The sequence below is a fragment of the Plantactinospora sp. ZYX-F-223 genome (genome assembly GCF_039649625.1).
Taxonomy (GTDB): Bacteria; Actinomycetota; Actinomycetes; order Mycobacteriales; family Micromonosporaceae; genus Plantactinospora.
Window position 1 is genome coordinate 53,669 of the sequence record NZ_JBDJAV010000008.1, and the last position, 24,288, is coordinate 77,956.

The window sequence follows — 24,288 nt, forward strand, 5'->3', positions numbered from 1 at the left end:
GATCTTCGCCAAGCGCGGAACGGGCGACACGAACTTTTCGCTTCGGCGTCGGCTGTGGCATCCTGTTCTGCCGCCGCCCCCTGGAGACATAGACTGCCTGCCGATGGACATACAGGTCGCCGACACGCTGCTGAACTCGCTGATCGACGGACGCTACCGCATCCGCGGTCGCGTGGCCCGTGGTGGGATGGCGACCGTCTACACCGCCATCGACGAACGGCTCGACCGTACGGTCGCGATCAAGATCATTCATCCGAACCAGGCGCAGGCCGCGCAGGTGCAGCTCGCCGGGTTCCTGGAGCGGTTCACCGACGAGGCCAAGACCATCGCCCGGTTGACCCACCCGAACGTGGTGGCCGTCTACGACCAGGGCACCCACGGCGGCCTGCCGTACCTGGTCATGGAGTACGTCCGGGGCCGGACCCTGCGCGAGATCCTGGCCGAGCGCAAACGGCTCAACCCGAGCGAGGCGCTCGCGATCCTGGAGCAGATGCTCGCCGCGATCGGTGCCGCGCACCGGGCCGGTCTGGTGCACCGGGACGTGAAACCCGAGAACGTACTGGTCGCCGAGGCGCCGAGCGGTGGCGCGGCCAACCTCGTCGACAGCGTGGTGAAGGTCGCCGACTTCGGGCTCGCCCGGGCGGTCGAGGCAAGTTCCGACACCGAGGGCGGCAACCAGTTGATGGCAACGGTCGCCTACGTGGCACCCGAGCTGGTCACCGAGGGCCGCGCCGACCCGCGTACCGACGTCTACGCCGCCGGGATCGTGCTCTTCGAGATGCTCACCGGCCGGGTCCCGTACGACGGTGACCGGGCCGTGGACGTCGCCTGGCAGCACGTCGACCGGGACGTACCGCCGCCCTCCGGGCTGGTCCCCGGCCTGCCGCCGGTCCTCGACGAGCTGGTCCGCAGGGCGACCCGGCGCGACCCGGGAGCCCGGCCGACGGACGCGGGCGCGTTCCAGGCCGAGGTCCAGGTGGTCCGGGACGACCTCGGCACCGTCGCCAACGCCAACACGGCGGTACTGCGGCAGATCCCCGCCGTCGACCAGCCGACCATGGTGGTGCAGCAGCCCACCATGGTCGTCTCGTCGGTACGCCCCGCCGACCGTCCCTCCTGGGCCCGTCTGCCCGACCAGCCACGGGAACGCACCACCCCGCACCGCCGCCGCGCGGCGGCCGGCCCGGGTTCCGATCTCCTCGACCGGGTCCGCGAGGTCGGCGGGCAGCTCTTCGCCGGTCGGGCCTCGGTCGTGGTGACCGTGGTCGCGCTCGCCCTGGTGATCGGGATGACCGGCTGGTGGTTCGCGTTCGGCCGCTACACCGAGACGCCGAGCCTGGCCGGGCTGGCCGGGACGGAGGCGCAGGCGCAGGCCGAACGGTCGGGCTTCGTGGTCGAGTACGCGGAACCCCGCTACAGCGAGGACATCGCCAAGGACAAGGTGCTCGCCCAGGATCCGGAGTCGACGAGCCGGATCCGGCGGGGCGGCACGATCACCCTCACCCTGTCCCTCGGTCCGGAGCGCTTCCCGGTCCCGGACGTGGCCGGCAAGACGCTCGACCTGGCCCAGCTCGACCTGGAGAACGCGAACCTTGTCCTGGTCCGCGGCACCGACCGGTACGACGACAACCTGCCGAAGGGCGTGGTGATCGCCACCAGCCCGAAGGTCGGCACCGAGGTCAAGCCCGGTGACAAGATCACGGTCATCGTCAGCAAGGGCAAGGCGCCGATCAGCGTCCCGGTCCTGGTCGGCAAGGACATCAGAGAGGTACGCAACATCGTCAGAGACCTCGGCCTGGAGCTCACCGAGTCGTACAAGGACTCCGACAAGCCCAAGGACCAGGTGATCGCGCAGACGCCCCAGGACGGCGCCGGGGTGGAGAAGAACGCGCAGATCAAGGTCGACGTCAGCAACGGTCCGCCGGCCGTCAACATGCCCCGGGTGGTCGACCTGCCCTGCCAGCAGGCGAAGCAGGTCCTGGAGGGCCAGGGTCTGGGTGTCGTGGTGCAGTTCAACCCGAACGGGACGGTCCGGATCCAGAACCCGAACGAGAACACTCCGGTGCCGCCAGGGACCCAGGTTGTCATCACCTGCTTCTGATCATCACACCACCGGCCCAGCCGCCCCAGGCAGCACCGGCACGTCCGGTTCGCCGGGTGGCCGGTCCGGCACCGGGGCGAGCGGCCGGCCGGCCCCGAGCCGGCCCGTCGGCTCGCACACGCCCACCTCCGGCGGGCTGGCCAGAGCCGCCCTGCCGTACGCCGACGCGATCGGCTCGGAGGTGGTGCAGGTCTACGTCGGCAACTCGCGGGGCTGGGCGCTGCCGCCGGGCGACCCCGGCCAGGACGAGGCGTTCCGGGCCGGCTGCTCCGAACGTGGACTGGTGGCGTACATCCACGCGTCGCTGCTGGTGAACCTCGGCTCGCCCACCCCGGCGACCGTGCAGAAGTCGGTGGCGACCCTGGCGCACGCCCTGGACCGGGGCGCCGCGATCGGTGCCACCGGGGTGGTCTTCCACGCCGGCAGCGCGGTCGACGCCGGGCACGCCGAGGCGGCGATGCGACAGGTACGCGAGGCGCTGCTCCCGCTGCTCGACTCGGCCGCCGCCAGCGGCGGTCCGAAGCTGCTGGTGGAGCCGAGCGCCGGTGGCGGGCGTTCGCTGGCCTCCCGGGTCGAGCACCTGGAGCCGTACCTCGCCGCCGTCGACTGGCACCCGTGGCTCGGCGCCTGCTTCGACACCTGCCACGCCTGGGCGGCCGGGCACGACCTGGCCCGGGAGGGCGGCATGCGCGAGACGCTGGACACGCTGGTCGAGGCGATCGGCGCGGAGCGGCTGTGGCTGGTGCACGCCAACGACTCGCGAGACCTCTGCGGCTCGACCCGGGACCGGCACGAGACCATCGGCAAGGGCAGCATCGGCGAGTCCGCGTTCGCCGAGCTGATGACCCATCCGGCCACCGCCGGGATCCCGGTGGTCGTCGAGACGCCGAGCGAGAACCAGGGACACGCCGACGACATCGCCACCCTCAAACGCTTCCGCCCCTGAAGGTCGGGCGGCCTGCCGGACGGTTTGGGCGGCGGTTCGGGGCGGCGTAGCGTGGCGGCGGTGGGACGGGGTGTGCGGGGTGTGCTGCTGGTCGGGCTGCTGACCGCGCTCGCGGCGGCCGGCTGCGGCGGGCCGCCGACCGACCCGACCGGCGGCGCGGGCGCGTCGACCACCGGGGCCGGACCGTCGGTCACCCCGTCCGGGCCGACGACGAGCCGGCCCGGCGACCCGCCGGGCACAGCCCCCACGTTCGAGCACGACGTCTCCACGGTCACCGCAGCCGACCTCGGCGAGAGCTGGCGCCCCGGCTGCCCGGTCGGCCCAGACCAGCTCCGGCGGATCCGGCTCGACTACTGGGACTTCGACGGCCTTCCCCAGGTCGGCACGATCGTCGTGCACCGGTTGGTCACCGCCGAGGTGGTCGAGATCTTCGCCACCCTCTACCGGGAACGCTTCCCGATCCGGCGGCTACAGCCGGTCGACGCGTACGCCGGCAGCGACGGCCGGTCGATGGCCGACGACAACACGTCCGGCTTCAACTGCCGCAGGGCGGTCTCCACCGGCGCGGCGAAGTGGTCCGTACACGCGTACGGGCAGGCGATCGACGTCAACCCGGTGGAGAACCCGTACCTGATCGACGGCCGCGTGCTGCCACCCGCCGGGGCGGCGTACCGGGACCGCTCCGGTCACCGACCGGGGATGGCGATCCCGGGTGGCGTACTGGTCGAGGCGTTCGCCGCGGCCGGCTGGCAGTGGGGCGGCGGTTGGCGCTCCCCCGACTACCAGCACTTCAGCCGCACCGGCGGCTGACCCGGCCCCCGATCCGGCCCCGCGACACCGGCGGAGCGGCTCCGGTCAGCGGCGGAAGATCTCGGTGAGCACCTCGACCGCCCGGTCCACTCCGGCGTCGTCCAGGTCGTAATGGGTCACCAACCGGGCGATGCGCGGGCCGAGCACCGAGACGAGTACGCCCCGGTCCCGGGCCGCCGCGCCCAGCTCGGGGGCGTCGAACCCGCACTTGGTCAGGTCCAGCGGAACGATGTTGGTGCGTACCGGACCGGCCAGTACCCCGAACGGGGCGAGCGCGTCAGCGAGCCGGGCCGCCCGGACGTGGTCGGCGGCGAGCCGCTCGACGTGGTGCCGCAGCGCGTACCGGCCGGCGGCGGCGAGGATCCCCGCCTGGCGCATCCCGCCACCCATCCGCTTGCGGATCATCCGGGCCCGGGCGATCCGTTCCGCGCTGCCGACCACCAGCGAACCGGCCGGCGCGCCGAGCCCCTTGGAGAGGCAGACCGACAGGGTGTCGAACAGCTCGCCGTAGCCGGCCAGCGGCACCCCGTCGGCGACGTGCGCGTGCCAGATCCGGGCGCCGTCGCAGTGCAGTCCGATCCCGGCGCCGTCGGCGACCCGGCGCAGCTCGCCGAGAGTGGCCAGCGGGATCACTCCGCCACCGCCCCGGTTGTGGGTCTGCTCGACGGCGATCGCCCGGGTCGGCACCGCGTGGTAGCCGCCCGGCCTGATCATCGCCGCGACCACCTCGGGGTCGACGTCGGCGCCGACCGGCGACCAGGTCCGGGTGGAGACGCCACCGATCGCGGCCGCAGCGCCGATCTCGTACGTCACCACGTGCGCGTCGGCGTCGCAGAGCAGTTCCTCACCGGGTGGCACCAGCAGTTGGATGGCGATCTGGTTGGCCATCGAGCCGGTCGGGGCGAAGAGGGCCGCCTCGTGCCCGAAGAGCGCGGCGACCTCGGCTTCGAGGGCGTTGACGGTCGGGTCCTCGCCGTACACGTCGTCGCCGACCTCGGCCGCGGCCATCTCGGCGCGCATTTCCGGGGTGGGTCGGGTGACGGTGTCCGACCGGAGGTCGACCACGGCCGGGGTGGAGGTGGGGTGGTCAGCCACGAAGCATCTCCGCTACCAGGAAGGCGAGTTCCAGCGACTGCTGGGTGTTGAGCCGGGGGTCGCAGGCGGTCTCGTAGCGGTCCGGCAGGTGGATGTCCTCGATCGCCTGCGCGCCGCCGAGGCACTCGGTGACGTCTTCCCCGGTCAACTCGACGTGCAGGCCGCCCGGGTGGGTCTCCAGCGACCGGTGCACCTCGAAGTAGCCGAGCACCTCGTCGACGATCCGGTCGAAGTGCCGGGTCTTGTAGCCGTTGGACGACTCGTGGGTGTTGCCGTGCATCGGGTCGCACTGCCAGACGACCTTGGCACCGGCGGCGGTGACCTTGGCCACGATCGGCGGCAGCACCTCGCGTACCCGGCCGTTGCCCATCCGGCTGATCAGGGTGAGCCGGCCGGGGATGTTCTCCGGGTTCAGCTTCTCGCACAGCTCGATCGCCTGGTCGGGGGTGGTGGTGGGGCCGAGCTTGACGCCGATCGGGTTGGCGATCCGGGAGATGAAGTCCAGGTGCGCCCCGTCGAGCTGCCGGGTGCGCTCGCCGACCCAGAGGAAGTGCCCGGAGAGGCCGTACGCCCGGCCGTCGGAGACCCGGGTCAACGCCCGGTCGTACTCCAGGGCCAGCGCCTCGTGCGAGCAGTAGAGGGTGACCGTGCGCAGCGCCTCGTCCTCGGTCATCCCGCAGGCCCGGATGAAGGCGAGCGCCCGATCGATCTCCCGGGCGATCGCCTCGTAGCGCTCGCCGGCCGGGGAGTTCTTGACGAAGCCCTTGTTCCAGTCGTGCACGGCGTGCAGGTCGGCCAGCCCACCGGCGAGGTACGCCCGGAGCATGTTCATCGCGGCAGCCGAGTTCGCGTACGCCCGGATCATGCGCTGCGGGTCGGCGACCCGCGCCTCCGGCACCGCCTCCAGTGAGTTGATCATGTCGCCCCGGTACGCCGGCAGCCCCAGCGCGTCGGTCGGCAGCGAGCGCGGCTTGGTGTACTGCCCGGCCACCCGGGCCACCTTCACCACCGGCAGCGACGCCCCGTAGGTCAGCACCACCGCCATCTGGAGCAGGGTCCGGGCGTTGGCCAGCAGGTGGCTCTCGGTGTTGTCGGTGAAGGTCTCGGCGCAGTCGCCGCCCTGGAGCATGAACGCCCGGCCCTCGCAGACCAGCGCCAACCGGTGCCGGAGCTGGTCGACCTCGTAGGGCGCGACGATCGAGGGCACGTTCTGGAGGATCTTGCAGACCCCGTCCACCACCGCCTGGTCCGGCCAGGGCGGTGTCTGGGCCCGGGGCAGTTCCCGCCACCGGTCCAGGCCGAGCGCCTCGTCCTCGGCGGAATCCTCGGTCGGCCGACTGGTCTGCAACGCGGTGTTGCCCACGGCGGGGTAGCTCAACTGGTGCCACTCATGGCGCATGTCAAGAAGCGTACGGCGAGACTCGCACACTGCCGGGAGCGAGGTACGTCCGTCCGCTTCGTGGGAGCCCACGAGAGGCGGCCCCCCTGCGACCCGGAGCCGATCAGGTCGGCTCGGTCGGGGAGCCGGACGGGGCCGGGGTGTGGGCGCCGATCGTCTCCTTGGCGATGCACCACTGCCCGTCGGCCCGGGCGACCGTGAAGAGGACCTTGGTTGGGCTGGCCTTGCCGCCGACCTTCACCGTGATCGACGTGCTGACGTCCTGGTCGGCACCGTTGGCCCGGACGTCGGTGATCTTCGTCGCCGAGACCGAGAAGTGCTTGGCGAAGTCGCCGTTCGGACCGGTGGCCGCCTGGTCGAAGGACTCCCGCAGGGGTTCGCAGAGCTGTTCGCGGCCGTCCGCGACGCTCTTCGCCTTCATCGCGTCCAGATATGCCTGCACCCGCTCGCGGGCCCGGGCCGGGCCCTCGTCCGGAGTGGGGGTGGGCTCGGCGCCCTGCCCGACGAGCCCGTCGAACGGGCCGCAGCCGGCCAGGCCGAGCGGCACCATCACCAGCACCGCGACCACGCCGACCACCCGCCGCCGTACGCCGACCATCGCGCTCCTTCCACCGAGGGGGTTCCCACCCTAGTCGAGGCACCGCCGACCGGCCCGCCCCGACGCCCCGCCGGCACGGGCAGGCTCCCGCCGGAACCCGGGTCAGACCGGCGCCGGTTCCGGGGTACGGGTGTCGGCCGGGGCGCGCAGCCCGGGGCGGAGCAGGAGCGTGACCAGGAGGGAGAGCGTCGCCATCACGGTCATGGCGGCACCGGCCGGCAGGTACTGGGCGACGGTACCGGCCAGGGTCGCGGCCACCGCCTGCATGGTCAGCATCCCCGAGGAGTGCAGCCCGAGCGCCTGGCCGCGCATCTGCGCCGGGGTGAGGTCCACGAGGCGCTGCTGGAGCAGCACCCCGGCGCCGAATCCGGCCGAGGCGGCGGCGACGGCGAGCCCGGCGACCGGCAACGGGATCGGCAGGGCGAAGAGCAGGTACGGCACCCCGAGCGACAGTTGCAGCGGCGTGACGAGCCGCTGCCGCCACCGGGCCGGGACGAACCGGCCGACGACGGTGTCTCCGGCGAGCATCCCGAGGGCACCGGCGACGAAGAGTACCGCGGCGGATTCCGGGGCGTACGGGATGAACAGCGCCTCGCAGCCGACGACGAGCCCGTTCGGCAGCCACAGCGCGAGGTAGACGTACCGGCGGGCGGGTGTCGCCCAGAGCTGGGTGTTGACCTGCCAGGTCCGGCGGACGGAGGGTCGGCCGACCGCCCTCGGCGGGCGGCGGGTAAGGCCGAACCGGGCGACGAGCGCGGCACAGAGATGCAGGCCGGCACCGATCAGCAGCACCTGGCGCGGGGTGGCGACGGTGAGCAGGGCGCCGCCGAGCGCGAAGCCGCTGACCTGCATCGCCCCGACCGACATGTTCATCACCGACCGGCCGAGCAGGTAGCCGCCGTCGGGCAGGATCTCGCCGAGCAGACCCCAGCGGATCCCGCCGCCCACCGAGCCGGCCAGCCCCATCAGCCCGAGCACGATGAACATGGCCCAGATCGGCATGCCGGGCAGGGCCATCGCCAGCGTGCTGACGCCGAGGAAGAGCTTGATGCCCACCAGCGCGGCCCGTGGCGGCACCCGGTCGGCCGTCGAGAGCAGCGTGGTGGCGCCGACCACCTGGGCGAAGAAGGGGCCGAAGAGGCTGAGCGCAGCGAGCAGCGGTGACCCGGTGGCGGAGTACACCAGGGTGCCGAGGGCGAGCCCGTTGACGGTGCCCGCCGCCATCTGGGCGGAGATCGCGAAGAAGAGAGGACGGAATTCGGGGACCCGGAACAACTCCCGATAGGTACGCACGGACGGCAGTCTGGGTGGGCCGCCCGGCGGGCAGATACCTTTTCACCTGAAGACGAAACCGGAGGTGGTCGTGGGGCTCTGGCTGCTCGACGCGGACGTGCTGGCCCGCAGCCGATTCGCCCTCTCCCCGCTGGTCGAGACGGTCGCGGTGCTCAAGATGCTGGACGGCCATCCGACGCTGCCCGGTCAGCGGGCCTGGATCGACGCGCACTCGGCCGCGTACCGGGCCCGGTTGGCGGAGGACCCGTTCGCCGTCGCCTTCGTCCGGAGCGCCTTCCCGCCCCGGTGGCTGCCCGACTTCCTCGGCACGCCGACCGACTTCCTCGGCAGCCGCACCGACGCCGCCGGGACCCCGGCCGGTAGCGCCGAGGAAATCTTCGCCGCCGAGCTGCGCCGGATCCGCGCCGTACCGGCCGAGGCGGCCCGCGCCGACCTGGCGACCGGGCTGCGCGGGCCGGTCCCCGCCGAGCTGCGCGGCGCCGACCTGCCGGAACGGGCCGCCGAGCTGCTGGACTGGGTCTGGCGCCGCATCCTGCGCCCGGACTGGCCGCGCCGGCAGCGGCTCTTCGAGGCCGACATCGTGTCCCGGACCCACCTGCTCAGCTCGGGCGGCTGGGCCGCCGCACTGGACGGGATGCGGCCGGGGATGCGCTGGCTGGGGCGGGGGCAGCTCCAGATCAACACGTACGACCTGCCGCCGCAGGATCTCGGCGACGCTGGGCTGCTCTTCGTGCCGAGTACCTCTCCCCGGGGCTGGGTGGGCTCCGAGATCCGGGGTGGCGGCGGTTCCGGCATTCCGCACCGGCACACCGTCGTCTACCCGTGCCAGGGACTCCTGGCCGATCCGGCCCGTGCAGCCCCGCCGGCGGCCCTTCGCCGGCTGCTCGGCCCGGTCCGGGCGGAGATCCTGGCCCGGCTGGACTCGCCGACCAGCACCACCGGGCTGGTCGCCGCGACCGGGCACGGGCTGGGCTCGGTCGGTGGGCACCTGCGGGTACTGCTCGACGCCCAGCTCGTGCGGCGGCGCCGCTCGGGGCGGTACGTGCTCTACTTCCGCACCGCCGACGGTGACCGGCTGGTCCGGATCAGCCGGCGGTCCGACGAGCGGACCGCCGGCTGAGTCACCGGTCGACGGGCCAGCCAGGCGTGCCGGGCGCCGGCCGACGACCGACCCGGCCGGCGCCTGGCGCCGGGCCTCAGTCGAGCAGCGCGGTCACCGTGCCGGCGGCGACCGTCCGGCCGCCCTCCCGGACGGCGAAGCCGAGCCCGACGTCCATCGCGATCGGCTTGCCCAGCTCGACCGTGATCGCCACGGTGTCGCCGGGGGCCACCTGGGGCAGTTCGCCCAGGTCCACCGCGCCGACCACGTCCGTGGTCCGGAAGTAGAACTGCGGCCGGTAGTTGGCGTGGAACGGGGTACGCCGACCGCCCTCGGCGGTGGTCAGCGCGTAGAGCTGGGCGGTGAACCGGCGGTGCGGCGTGACGCTGCCCGGCAGGGCCACCACCTGCCCCCGCTGCACCTGGTCGCGCTTGACCCCGCGCAGCAGTACCGCCGCGTTGTCCCCGGCCTGCGCCGACTCCAGCGAGCGGCCGAAGGTCTCCAGCCCGATCGCCACGGTCGACAGGGTCGGGGCGAGCCCGACCACTTCGACCGGGTCACCGGCGCGCAGCGAGCCCCGCTCGACGGCTCCGGTCACCACGGTCCCCCGGCCGGAGATGGTGAGCACGTTCTCGATCGGCATCAGGAACGGCCGGTCGAGTTCGCGCGGCGGCACCGGGACGTACCGGTCGACCGCGTCGAGCAGGTCCGCGATGGACCTGACCCAGGCCGGGTCGCCCTCCAGGGCCCGCAGCGCGGAGACCCGCACCACCGGCACCTCGTCACCGGGGAAGCCGTACTCGCTGACCAGTTCCCGCACCTCCAGCTCGACCAGGTCGAGCAGTTCGGGGTCGGTCACCGCGTCCGCCTTGTTCAGCGCCACCACCAGGTACGGCACCCCGACCCGCTGGGCGAGCAGTACGTGCTCCCGGGTCTGCGGCATCGCGCCGTCGAGCGCCGAGACGACCAGGATCGCCCCGTCCACCTGCGCCGCCCCCGTGATCATGTTCTTCACGTAGTCGGCGTGGCCCGGCATGTCGACGTGCGCGTAGTGCCGGGTGGCGGTCTCGTACTCGACGTGCGCGATGGTGATGGTGATGCCCCGGGCGACCTCCTCCGGCGCCCGGTCGATGCCGTCGAAGGCGACGAACCGGTTGACCGCCGGGTCCCGGTCGGCGAGCACCTTGGTGATCGCGGCGGTCAGGGTGGTCTTGCCGTGGTCGACGTGCCCCATCGTGCCGATGTTGAGGTGCGGCTTGGTACGAACGAACTGGCTCTTGGCCATGAGACTGTCCTCAATGGAGAGACGGGTTGGCGGGCGACGAGCGCGGGCGGATGCCAGACCGCGAGAGGGGGAACCGCGCCAGAACCGCGCATCCGGTGCGCCAGAAAGGGCGGCACCGGGAATCCGGGCCACCCTCCTCCGTGGGTTCTGCTGGTGCGGGAGGAGGGTCAGCCTCGCGCGCCGCTATCCAGCCGGCCGGGCTGGTGCGACGGGATCGACGCCACGCACACGGCGGCGGGGCCCAGCAGGAGGAACCCTGCGGGCCGCACGAAGCCAGCCGTGCCGAACATGGCGATCACGCTAGACCGGAACGCCACCGACCGCGACCGAATTCCCGGCCACCATCGCGGCGCACTCCGACGTGGGCGCGCAGGTGACAAGCGACACCCTGGCGACCTGCGGTCGGCTTCTCTACGGTCGACTGCGGCGTACTACTGGAAACAATCCTTACCGGAGGACGGGTGCGGGCGCTAGGGGCGTGGCTGCGCGACACGGCCGGCGGGCTACCGGCGGTTTTCTGGTTCCTCTGGTCAGGACTGCTGATCAACCGGGTCGGCGCGTTCGCGATGCTGTTCCTGCCGCTCTACCTCACCGACGCGCGCGGGGCCAGCGACGCGCTCGCCGGACTGGTGGTCGGGGCGTACGGACTCGGCGGGGTGGCCGGAGTGCTGCTCGGCGGGGTACTCGCCGACCGCTGGGGGCGGCGCCGCACCCTGGTCTGGTCGCACCTGGCGGCGTCGGCGCTGATGGCGAGCATGGCGGTGGTGACCAGCCTGCCGGCGATCGCACTGCTCGCCGCCCTGGTCGGGATCGCCCACTCGATGCCGGGCCCGGCCTTCGTCGCCGCGATCGTCGACGTGGTGCCGGCGCCCCGCCGCTCCCGCGCGTTCAACCTCCAGTTCTGGGCGTTCAACCTCGGCATGGCGGGCGCGTCGGCGCTGGCCGGGCTGCTCGCCGAGGCAAGCTATCTGGCACTGTTCCTGGTCGACGCGGCGGCCACCCTCACCACCACGGTCATCATCGCCTGGAAGGTGCCGGAGACCCTGGTCCGGACGGCCCCGGCAGCCTCGGCGGGTGACCCGGAAGCGGCACCGGCCCGCCGCGTCGGGCTGCGTACCCCGCTCACCGACCGGATCTTCCTGGCCTTCGTCGCGCTGACCTTCGCGCACGCCGTGATCACCGCGCAGAACTCCACGGTGATGCCGCTGGCAATGCGCGCCGACGGCCTCAGCTCCTCGGCGTACGGGCTGGTGGTGGCGCTGGGCGGGCTGTTCATCGTGATCGGTCAGCTCTTCGTGCCCCGGCTGATCGACGGTCGTCGCAAGCACCGGGTGCTGGCCACCGCGCTGGGCCTGGCCGCCTTCGGGTACGCCGGCCTGGCCGTCGCCGACGGGCTGCCCGGGTACCTGCTGGCGGCGCTGGTCTGGACCGTCGGCGCGATGCTCGCCGCACCGCCGAACGCGGAGATCAACGCCGAACTCGCCCCGCCCCGGCTGCGTGGCCGTTACCAGGCGGTCTTCTTCCTCACCTTCCCGGCCGCGGCCTTCGTCGCCCCGGCGGTCGGCGGGGCGAGCCTTCAGTACCTCGGCGACGGTCACTGGCTGGCGGTCGCCGCGCTCGGCCTGCTCGCGGTCGCCGGCCATCTCCTCGCCGGCCCGCCCCGGGAACGCCGGGTGGCCCGCGTCGCCACTGCACCCGCGGTCAGCGACCCAGTTCGGCGCTGATCTAGCGCCCCGCTGCTGGCCGAGCGGATGGCCGGGCGGTTTCCCCGGCTCGACGCGCTCGGCGCGGCCGGTGCGTTCGACGTCTCCGATCCGGCGCTCCCCTACACCCTGCAACGGGCGCTGGACCGCTTCACCTTCGGGCTCGACCTGGTCCTCGACGCGATCGGCGCCCGGATCACGGCGGCCGGGCGCTGACCCGCGGAACGGTACGGCCACCGCGACGGCCGTACCGTTCTGCGGGTTCTCAGCGCGCCAGGGCCTTCTCCAACTCGGCCTTGGACATGCTCGACCGGCCCTTGATGTTGCGCTTCTTCGCCTCGTTGTAGAGCTGTTCCCTGGTACGCCCCTGCGCGCCGGTGTGCGACCGCTTGCCGCCCCGGTGCCCGGAGGAGACGTCCTTGACCGAGGAGCGGCTCGCGGTCTTCGACTCGCCGGCCCGGGCGCGTTCCTTGTTGACCGTCCGGGCAGCGATCTCCTCGGCGCGCTCGGTCGACTCACCGCGCTTTCGCGCACTGGCCTTGATGTGCTTGTACTGGCGTTCCCGCTTCGGACTCGACCCTGCGGGCATGACGGGACTCCTTTCGGGGGGAGGATGGTCAGAGGATGGGCTTGCCCCCGGTGACCGGGATGATCGCGCCGGAGATGTAGCTGGCCTCGTCCGAGGCGAGCAGCACGTACGCCGGGGCGACCTCCTTCGGCTGGCCGGGGCGGCCCAGCGGGGTGTTCTTGCCGAACTTCTCGACCTGTTCGGGTGGCATGGTGGACGGGATCAACGGGGTCCAGATCGGGCCGGGCGCGACCCCGTTGACCCGGATCCCCCGCTCCCCGAGCATCTGGGCCAGGCCGGCGGTGAAGTTCGCGATCGCGCCCTTGGTGGTCGCGTACGGCAGCAGTGTCGGGCGCGGCGTGTCGTAGTTGATCGAACTGGTGTTGATGATCGACGCCTTCTCGCCGAGGTGCGGCAGCGCCGCCTGGACCAGCCGGAACATCGCCGTGATGTTGACGTCGAAGGTGTGTTGCCACTCCTCGTCGGTGACCTCTTCGAGGCTCTCGTGCGTCATCTGGTAGGCGGCGTTGTTCACCAGTACGTCGATCCGGCCGAACTCCTCGACCGCCCGGTCCACCACCGCCCGGCACACCGCCGGATCGCCGACGTCCCCGGCGACGAGTACCGCCTGCCGGCCCTCGTCCTCGACCAGCTTCGCGGTCTCCCGGGCGTCCTCGTGCTCGCTCAGGTACGAGATCAGCACGTCGGCGCCCTCCCGGGCGTACGCGAGGGCGACCGCCCGGCCGATGCCGCTGTCCGCGCCGGTGATCACCGTCTTCTTGCCCGCCAGCCGGCCGGCGCCCCGGTAGGAGTCCTCGCCGTGGTCGGGCTTGGCATGCATCTCCTGGAGGGTGCCGGGTGGCTGCTGCTGCGGTTCGGACCGCTGGTCCTCGGGCATCGGGGCGCTCCTCGGGTTCGTCGCTCCTCCGGTTCAGGGACGGCGGGCCGGGAGGGACGGAGCCTTTCCCGGCCGTCGGTGGCAAATGTCCCCATACCCGGCAGGGGGTAAACCCGTGGAGCTGGGCCGAGCGCCGGCCGCAGCGGTCGTCACATGGTGGCGTGCCGCCGCGCGAACGCCTCGATCGCGTCCAGGTCGGCGGGGCGGAGTCCCCGGCCCGGGTCGGGCGCGATCAGCAGGGCGACACCCCGGGCCACCGCCCGGTCCAGCATCCGGTCGCCGGCCGGGATCGCCTCGTCGTCGGTCCAGACGAGGGTACGGCCGGCCGCCAGCACCGCGTGTGCGGCGGCCAGCTTGACCGGCCAGCCCAGCTCACCGGTCGGCACCGGATCGCAGACGAGCGCCCGGTCCAGCACCGGCAGCCGCCACAGCCGCTCCAGCACGTCCGCCTCCGGGCACCAGGTGCTGCACCAGCGCACCTCCACCACCCCGGACTCGTGCAGGGTACGGATCCGGTCGACGAGCGCGCCGGCCCAGCGCAGCGGGTACTCGCACCGGTCGGCCTGGGACCAGACGTCGGCCCGGCGGGCCGCCCGGCCCCACCCCGGCCGGCGGGCGTTGATCACGCCGTCGACGTCCAGCAGCCAGACCGGCGGCAGATCCGGTATGACCGGCAGATCCAGCTCGCTGTCCATGGTGCCTCCGATGATCGGTCCTCATTGTGGAGGCCGCCCGCCAGCCCGGCCCGAGCCCCGCGAAATCGACGACCGACCCTCGAAGGACGGACGCCCCCGCTACGGAGGACCGGCCCTCGAAGGACGACCGGCTCGGTCCGGCAGGGCGGCGGTCGGCAACGGGACAGTCTGGCGGACCGTCGCCGGGTTACCGTCGGAGATTGTGCTGCGGGTGTCGGTGGTCGGAAACTCGGGCTCGGGCAAGAGCACCCTGGCCCGGGCACTGGCCGCCCGGCTCCGGGTGCCGTACGTCGAGCTTGACGCCATCCACCATCAGCCGAACTGGCAACCGCTGCCCGCCACCGAGTTCCGGGCCCGGGTGGACACGGTCACCGCGAACGGCGGCTGGGTGGTGGACGGCAACTACTCGGCGGTCCGGGATCTCGTGTGGCGCCGCGCCGATACCGTCGTCTGGGTCGATCCGGACCGGCACACGGTGATGCGTCAGGTCGTCTGGCGCACCCTGCGCCGGGCGGCGCTCCGGGCCGAGTTGTGGAACGGCAACCGGGAACGCTGGGGCAACTTCTTCGCCACCACCCCGGACGAGTCGGTGATCGTGTGGGCCTGGCAGCGGCATTCGGTCTATCGGGCGCGCTATCTCGCGGCCTCCGCCGACCCGGCCTGGCGCCACCTGACCTTCGTCCGGATCAGATCCCGCACCGCCGCCCGCCGGCTGCTCGCCGAGGCGGCCGTGCGGGCCGGGCCGGAGTCCTGAGACGGCCGGCGGGTTCCAGGATCATCCCGTCCGGAGCCGGTCGGCGATGGCGGCGGCGATCTCCTCGCGCTGGTCGATCGTCAGCCACTCGCTCTCCGGGCGGGTCAGGTAGTGGAAGACCCGTGGCCCGCGATGCTCCGGCGGAAGGTCCAGCATCCGGGGTACGAGGTGGAAGTGCACGTGCCCGAAGCCCTCTGCCTCGGCGAACTGCATCACGTAGGTCTTCTCGCAGCGTACGGCGTCGTGCAGGGCGGTGCTGAGCCGGTGGACCAGCGGGCCCAGCTCGGCGGCCTCGGCAGCGGTCAACTCGGCGATCGAGGTGACGTGCCGCCGTGGCAGCACGATCAGCCAGCCGGGCAGGCTGGAGTTGAACGCGTGCGCCGTACGCCAGTGGTCGGTCAGGTGCAGCCGTTCGGCGAGCGACGCGGTGGCGAGGTTGTTCTCCTCCCGGCAGGAGTAGCAGTCCCCGGTCATCGCTCCATCCTGCACTCCGGTGGTGAGGTCACGGCAGGAACGGAGCGAAGTGCGCGGCCACCAGGTCGGCGACCCCTTCCGCGTCCCGGCTGCCGTCGACCTCGATCACCCGGATGTCGAGCCGGCGGGCGCCCCGTCGTGGCGGGGCATCAGCGGCCGGATCGGCCGGGCACCCAGCCGAGGAAACGCTCACTGAGCACCGTCGCCGCCGGGGCGCCGCCCGGGTTGAGCGCGTGCAGATCCCGGTACGCCTCGGCGAGCGACGAGCCGAGATAGACGCAGAGCGCGACCCGGGTGTCCACGTACTCCCGGACCAGGCTGAGTCGGGCGGCCGCACACGGCCAGGGTTGCCCGTCGGTGCGACACAGCCAGAGTGGCCGCAGCGGCGTGTGGGGGCCGACCGGCGGCTCCGGGGCCGTCATCTCCACGCCCCGGTGCCGACGCGGCCCCGCCGCCGCTCCCCCGCCGTGCCGCGACCGCCGTCGACCAGCGTCGGCAGCGTTCGGCGGGTCGGGTACTCCGCGTTCCAGCGGGGATGCTGGTTGCGCCCGCGCGGCGGCATCGACGGCAGCGGCGGTGGCGGGTCCACTGTCGGCGGGACGAGCGGCACCGCGAGTTGGGGCGGCAGGTCGGGTGTCGGGACCGTCTGCGGCAGCAGGATCGAGAGTCCCCGGTACGGGCAGGACGACCACCGCCGCCCGCACCGGCACCACAGCCACAACCACAACCACAGCCGGCGCCAGTCGGGTCGATGCCGGAAAACGAGTGGGACGGGCCGGGTCCGGCGTACTTTCCGCATCGCGTCTCCTTCCGAGTTGGAAGGGGGCCATCTCATTACGGGGGGAAGTGAGATGGCCCCCGCAGGTTCCGCCCGGTCGGTCACCATGCCATTTGAATTCCGAGCGGTTCCGCTAGTGACACTCTGCTGTGGAGTGCACTACGGTCGATACGTGCTCGCGGCATCCGTGCAGGTCAGAGCGGCGGGCGAGCGATTTTGTGGAACGCGTCTTCGGCAGTGAGCAGAGGTGGGATTATCGATGGGACTCGTCACGGAATACGTCCTTGCCGAGCTTAGGCTGTTTCGTGCTGAGCAGCGACTCAGTCAGGAGGAGTTCGGGCGCAAGATCGGCTATTCCGGATCACATGTCAGCTCGGTGGAAACCGGCCAGCGTCCGCCGACCGACGAATACATGGAAAAGATCGACCAGGCTTTCCAGACTGGCGGCACGTTCAGCCGGATGCTCAAGAAGCTCGCCAAGCTGGACAGCACCCCGGCCTGGCTCCGCGACTGGATCGAGTTCGAGCGCCTCGCCCGCCTGCTCCGCTGGTACGAGCCAGCCTTCGTCCCCGGCCTGCTCCAGACCGAGTCGTACGCCCGAGCGACCATGGCCGGCATGCACCTGATGCCTGAGCAGGTCGAACAGCGGGCTCAGAGTCGGCTGGAACGGCAAGCCGTGCTCACGGCCGAGAAGCCCGCGCAGTTCGTCTTCGTGATTGACGCGATGGTCCTTCGACGGCCTGTGCGCGGGGAGCCAGGCGTGATGGCGCAGCAGCTTCAGCACCTGGCAACCCTGGCGGAGCTGCCGCACGTCCAGATCCTCGTGGTGCCGAAAGAGGTCGGGATCTACCCTGGGCTTCAAGGAGGGTTCATCCTGGCGACGCTGCCGGACCAGTCTGTGGTGGCGCATCTTGACCACCAAGTGCGAGCCCAGATCGTCGATCGGGCCGAGGAACTTGCCACCCTCCAGGGGACCTGGGAGACGATCCGCAGCGAAGCATTCCCAAGGATGCAATCGCTCGAACTGATCAGGGAGGCGACGAAGGAATGGACATGACCGGCGCCAACTGGCGCAAGTCGACCCGCTCCGGCTCGAACGGCGGGTCCTGCGTGGAAGTGGCGGACAACCTGCCCGGCATCGTGCTCGTACGCGACACCAAAGACCGCGACGGCGGCACCCTCGCCTTCGGACCGGCCCACTGGCAGGCGTTCGTACGCCTCGCCAAGCAGCACCAACCGACCGTCTGAGCACGCCCGGACCAGGCCCCGGCGAAGATGCCGGGGCCTGGGGGTGGTTCGGGACCACTGACGCGGTTTCCACAACTCGTCCCGCTCTTGACGTGCCGGAACTCCTGTTGCCGGTGCCGGCGGTGCACCGACCCGATCACTGCCCGCCGCCTAGGATCGGCCCATGATCGCTGACCTGGAGTGCGTGGTGCTCGACTGCTCTCGTCCGGCGAAGCTTGCCGAGTTCTACCGGGCGATCCTCGGCGGCGAGGTCAACCGGCGGGATCGGCGGTGGGCACTCGGCGACGACTGGGCGACGTTGCACACGCCGTCCGGCCTCGTCCTGGCCTTCCAGCGAGTGGCGGATTACCGGCCACCGCGCTGGCCCGATCCGGCGCGTCCCCAGCAGTTCCACCTGGACTTCGGTGTCGCGGACCTGGACCGTGCCCAGGAGCAGGTGCTCGCCCTGGGGGCGACGGTGCTGGACGGCGGCGCGGATGACCGGGGTTGGCGTGTCTATGCCGACCCCGCCGGGCATCCGTTCTGCCTGGTCCGGCGCGTGTAGGACAGGACCTACGACACCACGGGCACTGAGCGTGTCGAGTGGTGCTCGCGTCCGTCGGCCGTGCCACGGTCGGGCCACGGAGTCACCGATCCGTGGTGGATCAGGTGGTCGCCACGGATGCCCGTGTCGGGTCCCGGACGGCAGTCTCGACGTATCGACACCGACACGTCTAGGAGGCTCCGATGAGCACCATGACCAGCAACACCCGTACCCGTACCCGGACCACGCCTCGCCGCCTGCTGTGGATTCCGCAGATCCTGCTCGGACTGGGCATCGCCGGAGGTGGTATCGCCAAGCTCTCCGGCGATCCGTCGATGGTGACCATGTTCGACGACATCGGCGCGGGGCAGTGGTTCCGGTACGTCGTCGGCGCGCTTGAGCTTGCCGGCGGGATCGGCCTGTTCGTTCCCCGGTTCGCCGCTCTGGCAGCGCTGTGCCTGGCGGGCCTGCTCGTCGGCGCCGCCTTCACCAGCGCGGTCGTGCTCGGTGCAAGCCCACTGATGGCGATCGGATATCTGGTGGTGGCCGCGCTCATCGCCTGGTTCCGCCGCCGTGACCTGGCCGTCCTGAAAGCCACGGGTCAAGCCCGCGGTTGAGACGCGGGCCGGTCTGCTCCGGCGGGAACGATCGTCGTCGGCTGCCAGGCGGGGTCCTGTCCGGATTCGGTCGGGATCCCGCCGGACAACCGGTCGGCGCCGGACAGTGGGGCGCAGGCGGACCGCCACCCATGCCGGTGGCGCCGCCGCGTCCCACTCTCGCGTTCCCGGTTGGAGGAAGCATGCTCAGCATTGGATTGCCCTCGTTCGACCCGGACGACGAGCCCGCCAGATCACGCCTCAGCAGGACGGTCAGCCGGCCCGGCAGGCTCGGAGATCTGCTGCACCGGTCGCGACCCGTGGGGCGCGGGGGGCACGGGACGAGCGCCGTCCTGCGGGGCCTCGCCGTCGCGATGGCCCTGGTGGTCGCGTCCATCGTGATGATCGCGCCCGCGCCCGCGTACGCGGACACCAACCGCAGAGAGCTCGTGAGCGGCTACGGCACTCTTCGCGCCGACGTGATGTGGGCCTCCACGGCGACCCATCAGGGGGTTTTCCTCTGGCCGGACAACACCAGCGCCTCGCAGGAGTTCGACCTGCTCGACAGCGGGGGCGGCTTCTTCCGGATCAGGGCTCGGCACTCCGGTCAGTGCCTGATGCTCGACTGGCGTGCCGGGTTCTACGCCAACGGCACGCCGATCATCCAGTACCCGCACTGTTCCGCCGGCTACGCCCCGGGCGAGTGGTTCACCCAGGAGGTTCTCCACAAGCCCTGTACGGGGCAGTGCTTCGGCTCCTGGTTCGTACTCATCAAGAACCGCCGGACCGGCATGTGCCTGGACGCCGCCGCGCCGTCCGGCCAGCCCGCCCAGCAGGCGGTGTTGCAGCAGTGGGACTGCATCTCGGCCACCACCGACTGGAACGCCTTCAACCAGATGTGGAAGATCTACGATCCCACTCCAGTGATCATCGGCTAGGTCGCCTGCCGATCAACCGAGGCCACGTTCACGGTGGGGCAGCCGGAACCCGGCTGCCCCACCCGCCCGGCTCAGTCGACGACCGGTGGCGCGGTCTTCGCCGCCTCCCGCAACGCCGCCGCCGCACTGGCGTACGGGTTGTAGGTGTACGCCCGCGACAGGCTGCCCGGGATCGTGAAGTACTCGGCGACCAGCTTCGCCGAGTCGGTGGCGATCTCGCCCCGGCCCGGCAGGTCGTTGCCGTCGTCCCAGCCCCACGGCGCGTTCGCCGAGTTGGTCGAGCAGGAATAGGTGCCGACGCCGCAGTCGCCGGAATTGTCCCCGGCGAAGGTGCCGAGGTTGGCGAAGAGGTTGGCGTTGGCCCGCTGCGCCCAGAGCCCACCGGAGGCGAAGATGTCCACGAGCTTGTATCGGACGTCCCGGTCGTTGCCGTTGCTCGGCGTCTCGGCCACCGTCGACGGGTAGTAGACGATGCCGTCCCCGTTGATGTTGTACTGCGGGTACGCCTTCAGCCCGTGCCCCTGCGCCTCCTGCGCGGTCACCGGGTGCGGGTACGAGTCGTGCGGCGACGACTGCATCTGCAACGTGCCGTCGACGTTCTCCCGCCCGCCGGTCCAGGTGCTCCCGGCCGGGGTGTAGGAGTAGAAGTCACTGTGCGCCACGCTCACCGCCCCGCGCAGCACGCCGTAGTCCGAGCCGTCCCGCTCGACGGCGACCATGATGCCCTCGCCGTCGTTCTCGTGCTCGGTCTCGAAGAACGGGTGGTCGGTCCAGTCCCGGGGGTGGAAGAACAGGTACGTGATGTACCAGTGCGTGCTGGTCTCCAGCACCGAGTAGTACGCCTGGGCGGCGAACGAGGCGCCGGACTGCCCCGCACTGTCCCAGTTGTTCCGCCCGCTCAGGTCGCCGTCGAAGTCGACCCCGGTGATGTAGTCGGACCGGCCGCCGAGCGCGTGGCTGCCGGTCGCGTCGACGTCCTGGTAGTGGATCGGGGCCCAGCGCAGCGCCAACTCCGCCCGGCTCACCGCCGCGCTGGCCGGTGCCGGCGCCGCCAGCCCCACGGCCACCAACGCCGGCACCAGTACGGCCGCCGCCAGGGATCTCCCGGCGGTCCTGAACCGATCAGGCATGTGTCCTCCCACGGTCGAGATTGGATAGACCGCGGGCAATCTACGCGATCGACGTCGGCCGGCACATGTCCAACTGGGGACGAGCGATTTGAGTGCAGTCGACGGATTGGCTGCACCGCACCGCACCGCCGACCGGTGGCCCAGCCGTCGCCGTGCCACCGGCACATCCGCCCGGCGAAGTGCCTTGCCCGACCGGCGTCACTCGTTGTGCAGCACCTCGGCGATCGGCAGTCGGGCCGCCGAGCGGGCCGGCAGCAGCGCCCCGAGCATCGCGATGGCCGCCCCGGCCAGCGCCAGTACGCCGAGCAGCGGCGCCTCCCAGACGTTGATCAACGAGTCCGGTACCCGGATCTGCGCCGCGCCGGACGCGATCGGCACGACCAGGCGATGCGCGACGATCCCGACCGGGATGCCGAGCAGTCCGCCGAGCGTGCCCAGCACCGCCATCGAGGTCACCATCATCGCCGTCACCTGCCTCGGGGTCATCCCGATCGACTTGAGCATCCCGAGGTCGCGGCGGCGTTCCCGGGTGTTCAGCACCACCGTGTTGAACACGGCGAGCGCCGTGACGGTCCCCAGCATCAGGGTGACCACCACCGCGAGGCTGACCGCCGCCACGGTGAAGCTGTCGGTACCGCCGTTGTCCCAGGCGTCCAGGCCCGGGTCGGCCGCCTGCACCGCCGCGGTGTACGCCCGCACGTCGGTGCCGGGCGCGAGCTGGATCTGATAGAGCAGCTCGTGGTTGCCGAGCTGGTGTGCCGGGGCGAGCCGGGCGACCGCCGACCAGTCGGCGAGCAGCCCGGGCGGCCCGGGTGCGCCGCCCATCGTCTCGCCGACGATGGTGGCCGTGCTCCGCCGGCCGTCGGCCTCCAGCGCGATCCGGTCGCCGACGGCCAGGCCGCGCTCCCCCAACCACTCCGACGGGGCGACCACCTCGTCCGGGCCGGCCAGCCAGCGCCCCTCGACCACCTGTTCCCGATAGCCCTGGGTCTGCACGTCGCCGCGCAGGAAGTTGACCCCGACCGGCTGGGCGGAGCCGACCAGCGAGAAGTCGAGGGTCAGGTTGACGGTCACCCGCTTGGTGCCGGGCAGCGTTCGCAGCAGCGCCTCGATCTGCGGGTCGGTCAGCGACGACGGGGGCCGGAGGTCGCTCCGTTCGGGGTCGGTCGCGCGTACCCCGACGTGGTCGTTTCCGTCGGTGGCGTCGGCGTACCGGGTGACCGTGCTGGTCAGGCCGGTCGCGAAGGTCACCGTGGTCACCCCGAGCAGCACCGCCGAGATGGTCAGCGCGGTCCGGCCCGGCCGGGCGAACGGCAGGCCGAGGCCGAGGCTGACGGCGCGGGGCAACCGGGTACCGCCGAGCCAGCGCTGCACCCGCAGCCCGCGCCCGACCCGGGGCGCGCTGCCGGCGCTGATCGCCTCGACCGCGGAGAGCCGGCGGGCCCGCAACGCCGGGACGAGCGCGGCGAGTACCACCACGACCGGCATCCCGAGCAGCGTCGCCACGCTCACCAGTGGACTGATCCCGACCGGCCCGAAGCCCATGCCCTGGAACGAGATGTCCAGCAGCGGCCGCGCCCCGACGTTGCCGAGCACGGTGCCGAGCGCGCACCCGACCACCGCAGGCACGCTGACCATCACCAGATAGACCGCGAGCACCTGCCCCGGGGTGAAGCCGAGCGCCTTGAGGATCCCGATGTGCCGGAAGCCGGAGACCACCGCCCCACTGACCACGTTCGCGACGATCAGCACCGCCGCCACCAGCCCGAGAATCCCGAAGACCATCAGGAACGGCACGAACACCCCCGGCTCGGCCGCGACCGACTGCTTGACCAGCAGGTACGACTGGGTGGCGAGCAGGGCGTCCGCCGGCAGTCCCTCGGTGACCGCGGCCAGCTCGGCCTCGATCTCGTCGTCTGTGCCGGCCGAGGTGAACCGGTAGAGCATCTGGGTCGAGGACGGCCGGAACGCCTGGACCTGCTCCGGGGTGACCCAGGCGTCGGCGGTCCGGCCCAGGCTGTACGCCATGCCGACGACGGTCAGCGTCGGCCCGCCGGGGACCTTGGCGGTGCTGCCGAGGATCGGCGGCTCCCAGCGTTCCGGCCCGAAGCCCGCCAGGTCCGCCGGCGGCGGCGTGTCGTTCAGCACGATCTCCCCGGGCGCGCTCGGCCAGCGCCCCGCCCAGAGGTCCACCCGGTCCACCGGACCGGCCGGGTCCGCCCGACCCACCACGTTGAGCGGCCCGCCGGACAGTCCGGGAGCCGTCAGCGGCACCTCCAGGACGGCCTGCGCGAAGGGGCCGGCGACCGCCTCCACACCGGGCCGCCGGGCGGCCTGTTCGAGCTGCGCGCCGGTGACCAGCGCGGAGTCGTACGCCGCCACGACGTGCGCGCCGCGCTGCCGGGCGAAGGCGTCGTCGAACGGGGCGCTGGAGGCGACCAGCAGGCCCAGCGCCATCACGGTGGTGGCGGCGGAGAAGAGCAGTACCAGCCCGATCACGACGGTCTGGAGTTTGCGGCGCCGTACGGCGGCCCGGGCGGCCCGCCACACCGCGCCGGTACCGCGCCCCCGGTACGGCTGCCCCGACCCGGTCATGCCGCCCGCTCCAGGCTGCGTTCGCCGGCCACCCGGCCGTCGGCCAGTTCGACCAGCCGGCTGGCGCACCGGGTCGCCAGCCGCTCGTCATGGGTGACCAGCAGCAGCGTCTGGCCGATCTGGTTGAGGTCGAGCAGCAGGTCCACCACCTGCTCGCCGGCCGAGCTGTCCAGTGCGCCGGTCGGCTCGTCGGCGAGCAGCAGGGCGGGCCGGTTCATCAGTGCCCGGGCCACCGCCACCCGCTGCCGCTCCCCGCCGCTGAGCGCGGCCGGATAGACGTTGCGCCGGTCGGCGATGCCGAGTTCGTCGAGGAGTTCCAGCGCCCGCCTGCGCGCCTGCCGGGCCGGTACCCCGATGAGCTGCGCGGCCAGCGCGACGTTGTCCAGCGCCGGCAGGTCGTCGAGCAGGTTGAAGAACTGGAAGATCATGCCGATCCGGCGGCGCCGGAACAGCGCCCGGCCGGTCTCGTCGAGCCGGCCCAGGTCCTCGCCGTGCACGACGACGTCCCCCGAGGTGGGCCGGTCGAGCCCGGCGACCATGTTCAGCATGGTCGACTTGCCGCAGCCGGACGGCCCCATCACGGCGACCGCCTCGCCGGCCCGGATCTGCAGCGACACCCCGGCCAGGGCGGTGGTGTCGCCGTACTCCTTGCGCACGTCGGTCAGTCGCACGACGACGTCCGGTGTGCTGTCTGCGCTGGTCATGGCGACCAACCTAGGCAGGGCGGGCCGGGGTGGGCATCAGCCCGGGGAGGTAACGTCC

27 protein-coding genes are annotated in these 24,288 nt (G+C 72.2%); 12 read left to right on the forward strand and 15 right to left on the reverse strand.

Going from position 1 to position 24,288, the window contains the following annotated elements; translation table 11 throughout:
- The first annotated feature begins 103 nt into the window (after positions 1-103).
- From pknB to AAH979_RS10370, 3 genes are read left to right on the forward strand one after another with little or no spacing between them, the layout of a single operon-like run.
- The gene (gene pknB / locus AAH979_RS10360) at positions 104-2,101 is read left to right on the forward strand and encodes a Stk1 family PASTA domain-containing Ser/Thr kinase (protein WP_346257859.1); all 1,998 of its coding nucleotides are present in this window, start codon (positions 104-106) and stop codon (positions 2,099-2,101) included.
- Positions 2,082-3,047, forward strand: a complete 966-nt coding sequence (locus AAH979_RS10365; protein WP_346257860.1) for a deoxyribonuclease IV — start codon at positions 2,082-2,084, stop codon at positions 3,045-3,047. Before pknB ends, AAH979_RS10365 begins: the two co-directional genes overlap by 20 nt.
- A 60-nt stretch (positions 3,048-3,107) precedes the next feature.
- A complete protein-coding gene (locus AAH979_RS10370) occupies positions 3,108-3,857 on the forward strand; it encodes a M15 family metallopeptidase (RefSeq protein WP_346257861.1) in 750 nt (249 codons plus the stop codon).
- 45 nt (positions 3,858-3,902) lie between these two features.
- Here AAH979_RS10370 and AAH979_RS10375 read toward each other — a convergent pair whose 3' ends face one another.
- The 4 genes from AAH979_RS10375 to AAH979_RS10390 form a co-directional block, all read right to left on the reverse strand.
- Complete coding sequence (locus AAH979_RS10375) at positions 3,903-4,922, reverse strand: GntG family PLP-dependent aldolase (protein WP_346258004.1); 1,020 nt, start codon at positions 4,920-4,922, stop codon at positions 3,903-3,905.
- A 22-nt stretch (positions 4,923-4,944) separates the two neighbouring features.
- On the reverse strand, positions 4,945-6,351 hold the full coding sequence (locus AAH979_RS10380; protein WP_346257862.1) for a 3-deoxy-7-phosphoheptulonate synthase class II: 1,407 nt from the start codon (positions 6,349-6,351) through the stop codon (positions 4,945-4,947).
- Positions 6,352-6,454: 103 nt separating this feature from the next.
- Complete coding sequence (locus tag AAH979_RS10385; protein WP_346257863.1) at positions 6,455-6,949, reverse strand: hypothetical protein; 495 nt, start codon at positions 6,947-6,949, stop codon at positions 6,455-6,457.
- 102 nt (positions 6,950-7,051) lie between these two features.
- On the reverse strand, positions 7,052-8,242 hold the full coding sequence (locus AAH979_RS10390) for an MFS transporter (protein ID WP_346257864.1): 1,191 nt from the start codon (positions 8,240-8,242) through the stop codon (positions 7,052-7,054).
- A 70-nt stretch (positions 8,243-8,312) separates the two neighbouring features.
- Here AAH979_RS10390 and AAH979_RS10395 point away from each other — a divergent pair, with 70 nt between their 5' ends.
- A complete protein-coding gene (locus AAH979_RS10395; protein WP_346257865.1) occupies positions 8,313-9,362 on the forward strand; it encodes a winged helix-turn-helix domain-containing protein in 1,050 nt (349 codons plus the stop codon).
- A 76-nt stretch (positions 9,363-9,438) separates the two neighbouring features.
- Here AAH979_RS10395 and tuf read toward each other — a convergent pair whose 3' ends face one another.
- Positions 9,439-10,626: an elongation factor Tu gene (gene tuf, locus AAH979_RS10400; RefSeq protein WP_346257866.1), complete on the reverse strand. Its 1,188-nt coding sequence runs from the start codon at positions 10,624-10,626 to the stop codon at positions 9,439-9,441.
- A gap of 461 nt (positions 10,627-11,087) precedes the next feature.
- On the opposite strand from tuf, the gene AAH979_RS10405 reads away from it, so the two are divergent.
- A complete protein-coding gene (locus AAH979_RS10405) occupies positions 11,088-12,350 on the forward strand; it encodes an MFS transporter (protein WP_346257867.1) in 1,263 nt (420 codons plus the stop codon).
- A 27-nt stretch (positions 12,351-12,377) separates the two neighbouring features.
- Positions 12,378-12,545 carry a hypothetical protein gene (locus AAH979_RS10410; RefSeq protein WP_346257868.1) on the forward strand — a complete coding sequence of 56 codons (168 nt, stop codon included), beginning with the start codon at positions 12,378-12,380 and terminating at the stop codon, positions 12,543-12,545.
- A gap of 49 nt (positions 12,546-12,594) precedes the next feature.
- Here the strand turns inward: AAH979_RS10410 and AAH979_RS10415 are convergent, their stop codons facing one another.
- The 3 genes from AAH979_RS10415 to AAH979_RS10425 all read right to left on the reverse strand — a co-directional run bounded on the left by AAH979_RS10415 (position 12,595) and on the right by AAH979_RS10425 (position 14,490).
- Positions 12,595-12,918, reverse strand: coding sequence for a plasmid stabilization protein (locus tag AAH979_RS10415; RefSeq protein ID WP_346257869.1), 324 nt, complete (start codon positions 12,916-12,918; stop codon positions 12,595-12,597).
- Between the two features lie 28 nt (positions 12,919-12,946).
- Positions 12,947-13,795: a glucose 1-dehydrogenase gene (locus AAH979_RS10420; RefSeq protein WP_346257870.1), complete on the reverse strand. Its 849-nt coding sequence runs from the start codon at positions 13,793-13,795 to the stop codon at positions 12,947-12,949.
- Positions 13,796-13,944: 149 nt separating this feature from the next.
- Complete coding sequence (locus AAH979_RS10425) at positions 13,945-14,490, reverse strand: hypothetical protein (RefSeq protein ID WP_346257871.1); 546 nt, start codon at positions 14,488-14,490, stop codon at positions 13,945-13,947.
- 211 nt (positions 14,491-14,701) lie between these two features.
- Here AAH979_RS10425 and AAH979_RS10430 point away from each other — a divergent pair, with 211 nt between their 5' ends.
- Positions 14,702-15,244 carry an AAA family ATPase gene (locus tag AAH979_RS10430; protein WP_346257872.1) on the forward strand — a complete coding sequence of 181 codons (543 nt, stop codon included), beginning with the start codon at positions 14,702-14,704 and terminating at the stop codon, positions 15,242-15,244.
- Between the two features lie 21 nt (positions 15,245-15,265).
- On the opposite strand, the gene AAH979_RS10435 is transcribed toward AAH979_RS10430, so the two are convergent.
- Genes AAH979_RS10435 through AAH979_RS10450 form a run of 4 tightly spaced genes read right to left on the reverse strand, consistent with a single transcriptional unit; the run spans position 15,266 to position 16,517 of the window.
- The gene (locus AAH979_RS10435) at positions 15,266-15,718 is read right to left on the reverse strand and encodes an HIT domain-containing protein (protein WP_346257873.1); all 453 of its coding nucleotides are present in this window, start codon (positions 15,716-15,718) and stop codon (positions 15,266-15,268) included.
- 28 nt (positions 15,719-15,746) lie between these two features.
- Positions 15,747-15,911, reverse strand: coding sequence for a hypothetical protein (locus tag AAH979_RS10440; RefSeq protein ID WP_346257874.1), 165 nt, complete (start codon positions 15,909-15,911; stop codon positions 15,747-15,749).
- Positions 15,868-16,140 (reverse strand): hypothetical protein, encoded by a 273-nt coding sequence (locus tag AAH979_RS10445; RefSeq protein WP_346257875.1) that lies wholly within the window; start codon positions 16,138-16,140, stop codon positions 15,868-15,870. The genes AAH979_RS10440 and AAH979_RS10445 overlap by 44 nt, the downstream gene beginning before the upstream one ends.
- Positions 16,137-16,517, reverse strand: coding sequence for a hypothetical protein (locus AAH979_RS10450; RefSeq protein WP_346257876.1), 381 nt, complete (start codon positions 16,515-16,517; stop codon positions 16,137-16,139). The genes AAH979_RS10445 and AAH979_RS10450 overlap by 4 nt, the downstream gene beginning before the upstream one ends.
- Positions 16,518-16,755: 238 nt before the next feature.
- Here AAH979_RS10450 and AAH979_RS10455 point away from each other — a divergent pair, with 238 nt between their 5' ends.
- The 5 genes from AAH979_RS10455 to AAH979_RS10475 all read left to right on the forward strand — a co-directional run bounded on the left by AAH979_RS10455 (position 16,756) and on the right by AAH979_RS10475 (position 19,801).
- Positions 16,756-17,553 carry a helix-turn-helix transcriptional regulator gene (locus AAH979_RS10455; RefSeq protein ID WP_346257877.1) on the forward strand — a complete coding sequence of 266 codons (798 nt, stop codon included), beginning with the start codon at positions 16,756-16,758 and terminating at the stop codon, positions 17,551-17,553.
- The gene (locus AAH979_RS10460) at positions 17,550-17,744 is read left to right on the forward strand and encodes a DUF397 domain-containing protein (protein ID WP_346257878.1); all 195 of its coding nucleotides are present in this window, start codon (positions 17,550-17,552) and stop codon (positions 17,742-17,744) included. The genes AAH979_RS10455 and AAH979_RS10460 overlap by 4 nt, the downstream gene beginning before the upstream one ends.
- 163 nt (positions 17,745-17,907) lie before the next feature.
- On the forward strand, positions 17,908-18,288 hold the full coding sequence (locus tag AAH979_RS10465; RefSeq protein ID WP_346257879.1) for a VOC family protein: 381 nt from the start codon (positions 17,908-17,910) through the stop codon (positions 18,286-18,288).
- Between the two features lie 182 nt (positions 18,289-18,470).
- Positions 18,471-18,884, forward strand: coding sequence for a DoxX family protein (locus AAH979_RS10470; RefSeq protein WP_346257880.1), 414 nt, complete (start codon positions 18,471-18,473; stop codon positions 18,882-18,884).
- 182 nt (positions 18,885-19,066) lie between these two features.
- Positions 19,067-19,801, forward strand: a complete 735-nt coding sequence (locus AAH979_RS10475) for an RICIN domain-containing protein (RefSeq protein WP_346257881.1) — start codon at positions 19,067-19,069, stop codon at positions 19,799-19,801.
- A 71-nt stretch (positions 19,802-19,872) separates the two neighbouring features.
- On the opposite strand, the gene AAH979_RS10480 is transcribed toward AAH979_RS10475, so the two are convergent.
- From AAH979_RS10480 to AAH979_RS10490, 3 genes are all read right to left on the reverse strand, one after another.
- Positions 19,873-20,931, reverse strand: a complete 1,059-nt coding sequence (locus tag AAH979_RS10480; RefSeq protein WP_346257882.1) for a hypothetical protein — start codon at positions 20,929-20,931, stop codon at positions 19,873-19,875.
- A 198-nt stretch (positions 20,932-21,129) separates the two neighbouring features.
- Entirely contained in the window at positions 21,130-23,526 is a 2,397-nt protein-coding gene (locus tag AAH979_RS10485; protein ID WP_346257883.1) for an FtsX-like permease family protein, read from the reverse strand.
- Complete coding sequence (locus AAH979_RS10490; protein WP_346257884.1) at positions 23,523-24,230, reverse strand: ABC transporter ATP-binding protein; 708 nt, start codon at positions 24,228-24,230, stop codon at positions 23,523-23,525. The genes AAH979_RS10485 and AAH979_RS10490 overlap by 4 nt, the downstream gene beginning before the upstream one ends.
- Between the last annotated feature and the right edge of the window lie 58 nt (positions 24,231-24,288).

Coding starts and splice junctions, on each gene's coding strand:
- pknB (WP_346257859.1), top strand. CDS start 104: ATGGACATACAGGTCGCCGACACGCTGCTGAACTCGCTGATCGACGGA.
- AAH979_RS10380 (WP_346257862.1), bottom strand. CDS start 6,351: ATGCGCCATGAGTGGCACCAGTTGAGCTACCCCGCCGTGGGCAACACC.
- AAH979_RS10385 (WP_346257863.1), bottom strand. CDS start 6,949: ATGGTCGGCGTACGGCGGCGGGTGGTCGGCGTGGTCGCGGTGCTGGTG.
- tuf (WP_346257866.1), bottom strand. CDS start 10,626: ATGGCCAAGAGCCAGTTCGTTCGTACCAAGCCGCACCTCAACATCGGC.
- AAH979_RS10410 (WP_346257868.1), top strand. CDS start 12,378: ATGGCCGGGCGGTTTCCCCGGCTCGACGCGCTCGGCGCGGCCGGTGCG.
- AAH979_RS10415 (WP_346257869.1), bottom strand. CDS start 12,918: ATGCCCGCAGGGTCGAGTCCGAAGCGGGAACGCCAGTACAAGCACATC.
- AAH979_RS10420 (WP_346257870.1), bottom strand. CDS start 13,795: ATGCCCGAGGACCAGCGGTCCGAACCGCAGCAGCAGCCACCCGGCACC.
- AAH979_RS10425 (WP_346257871.1), bottom strand. CDS start 14,490: ATGGACAGCGAGCTGGATCTGCCGGTCATACCGGATCTGCCGCCGGTC.
- AAH979_RS10435 (WP_346257873.1), bottom strand. CDS start 15,718: ATGACCGGGGACTGCTACTCCTGCCGGGAGGAGAACAACCTCGCCACC.
- AAH979_RS10445 (WP_346257875.1), bottom strand. CDS start 16,140: ATGACGGCCCCGGAGCCGCCGGTCGGCCCCCACACGCCGCTGCGGCCA.
- AAH979_RS10450 (WP_346257876.1), bottom strand. CDS start 16,517: ATGCGGAAAGTACGCCGGACCCGGCCCGTCCCACTCGTTTTCCGGCAT.
- AAH979_RS10455 (WP_346257877.1), top strand. CDS start 16,756: ATGGGACTCGTCACGGAATACGTCCTTGCCGAGCTTAGGCTGTTTCGT.
- AAH979_RS10460 (WP_346257878.1), top strand. CDS start 17,550: ATGACCGGCGCCAACTGGCGCAAGTCGACCCGCTCCGGCTCGAACGGC.
- AAH979_RS10465 (WP_346257879.1), top strand. CDS start 17,908: ATGATCGCTGACCTGGAGTGCGTGGTGCTCGACTGCTCTCGTCCGGCG.
- AAH979_RS10470 (WP_346257880.1), top strand. CDS start 18,471: ATGAGCACCATGACCAGCAACACCCGTACCCGTACCCGGACCACGCCT.
- AAH979_RS10475 (WP_346257881.1), top strand. CDS start 19,067: ATGCTCAGCATTGGATTGCCCTCGTTCGACCCGGACGACGAGCCCGCC.
- AAH979_RS10480 (WP_346257882.1), bottom strand. CDS start 20,931: ATGCCTGATCGGTTCAGGACCGCCGGGAGATCCCTGGCGGCGGCCGTA.
- AAH979_RS10485 (WP_346257883.1), bottom strand. CDS start 23,526: ATGACCGGGTCGGGGCAGCCGTACCGGGGGCGCGGTACCGGCGCGGTG.
- AAH979_RS10490 (WP_346257884.1), bottom strand. CDS start 24,230: ATGACCAGCGCAGACAGCACACCGGACGTCGTCGTGCGACTGACCGAC.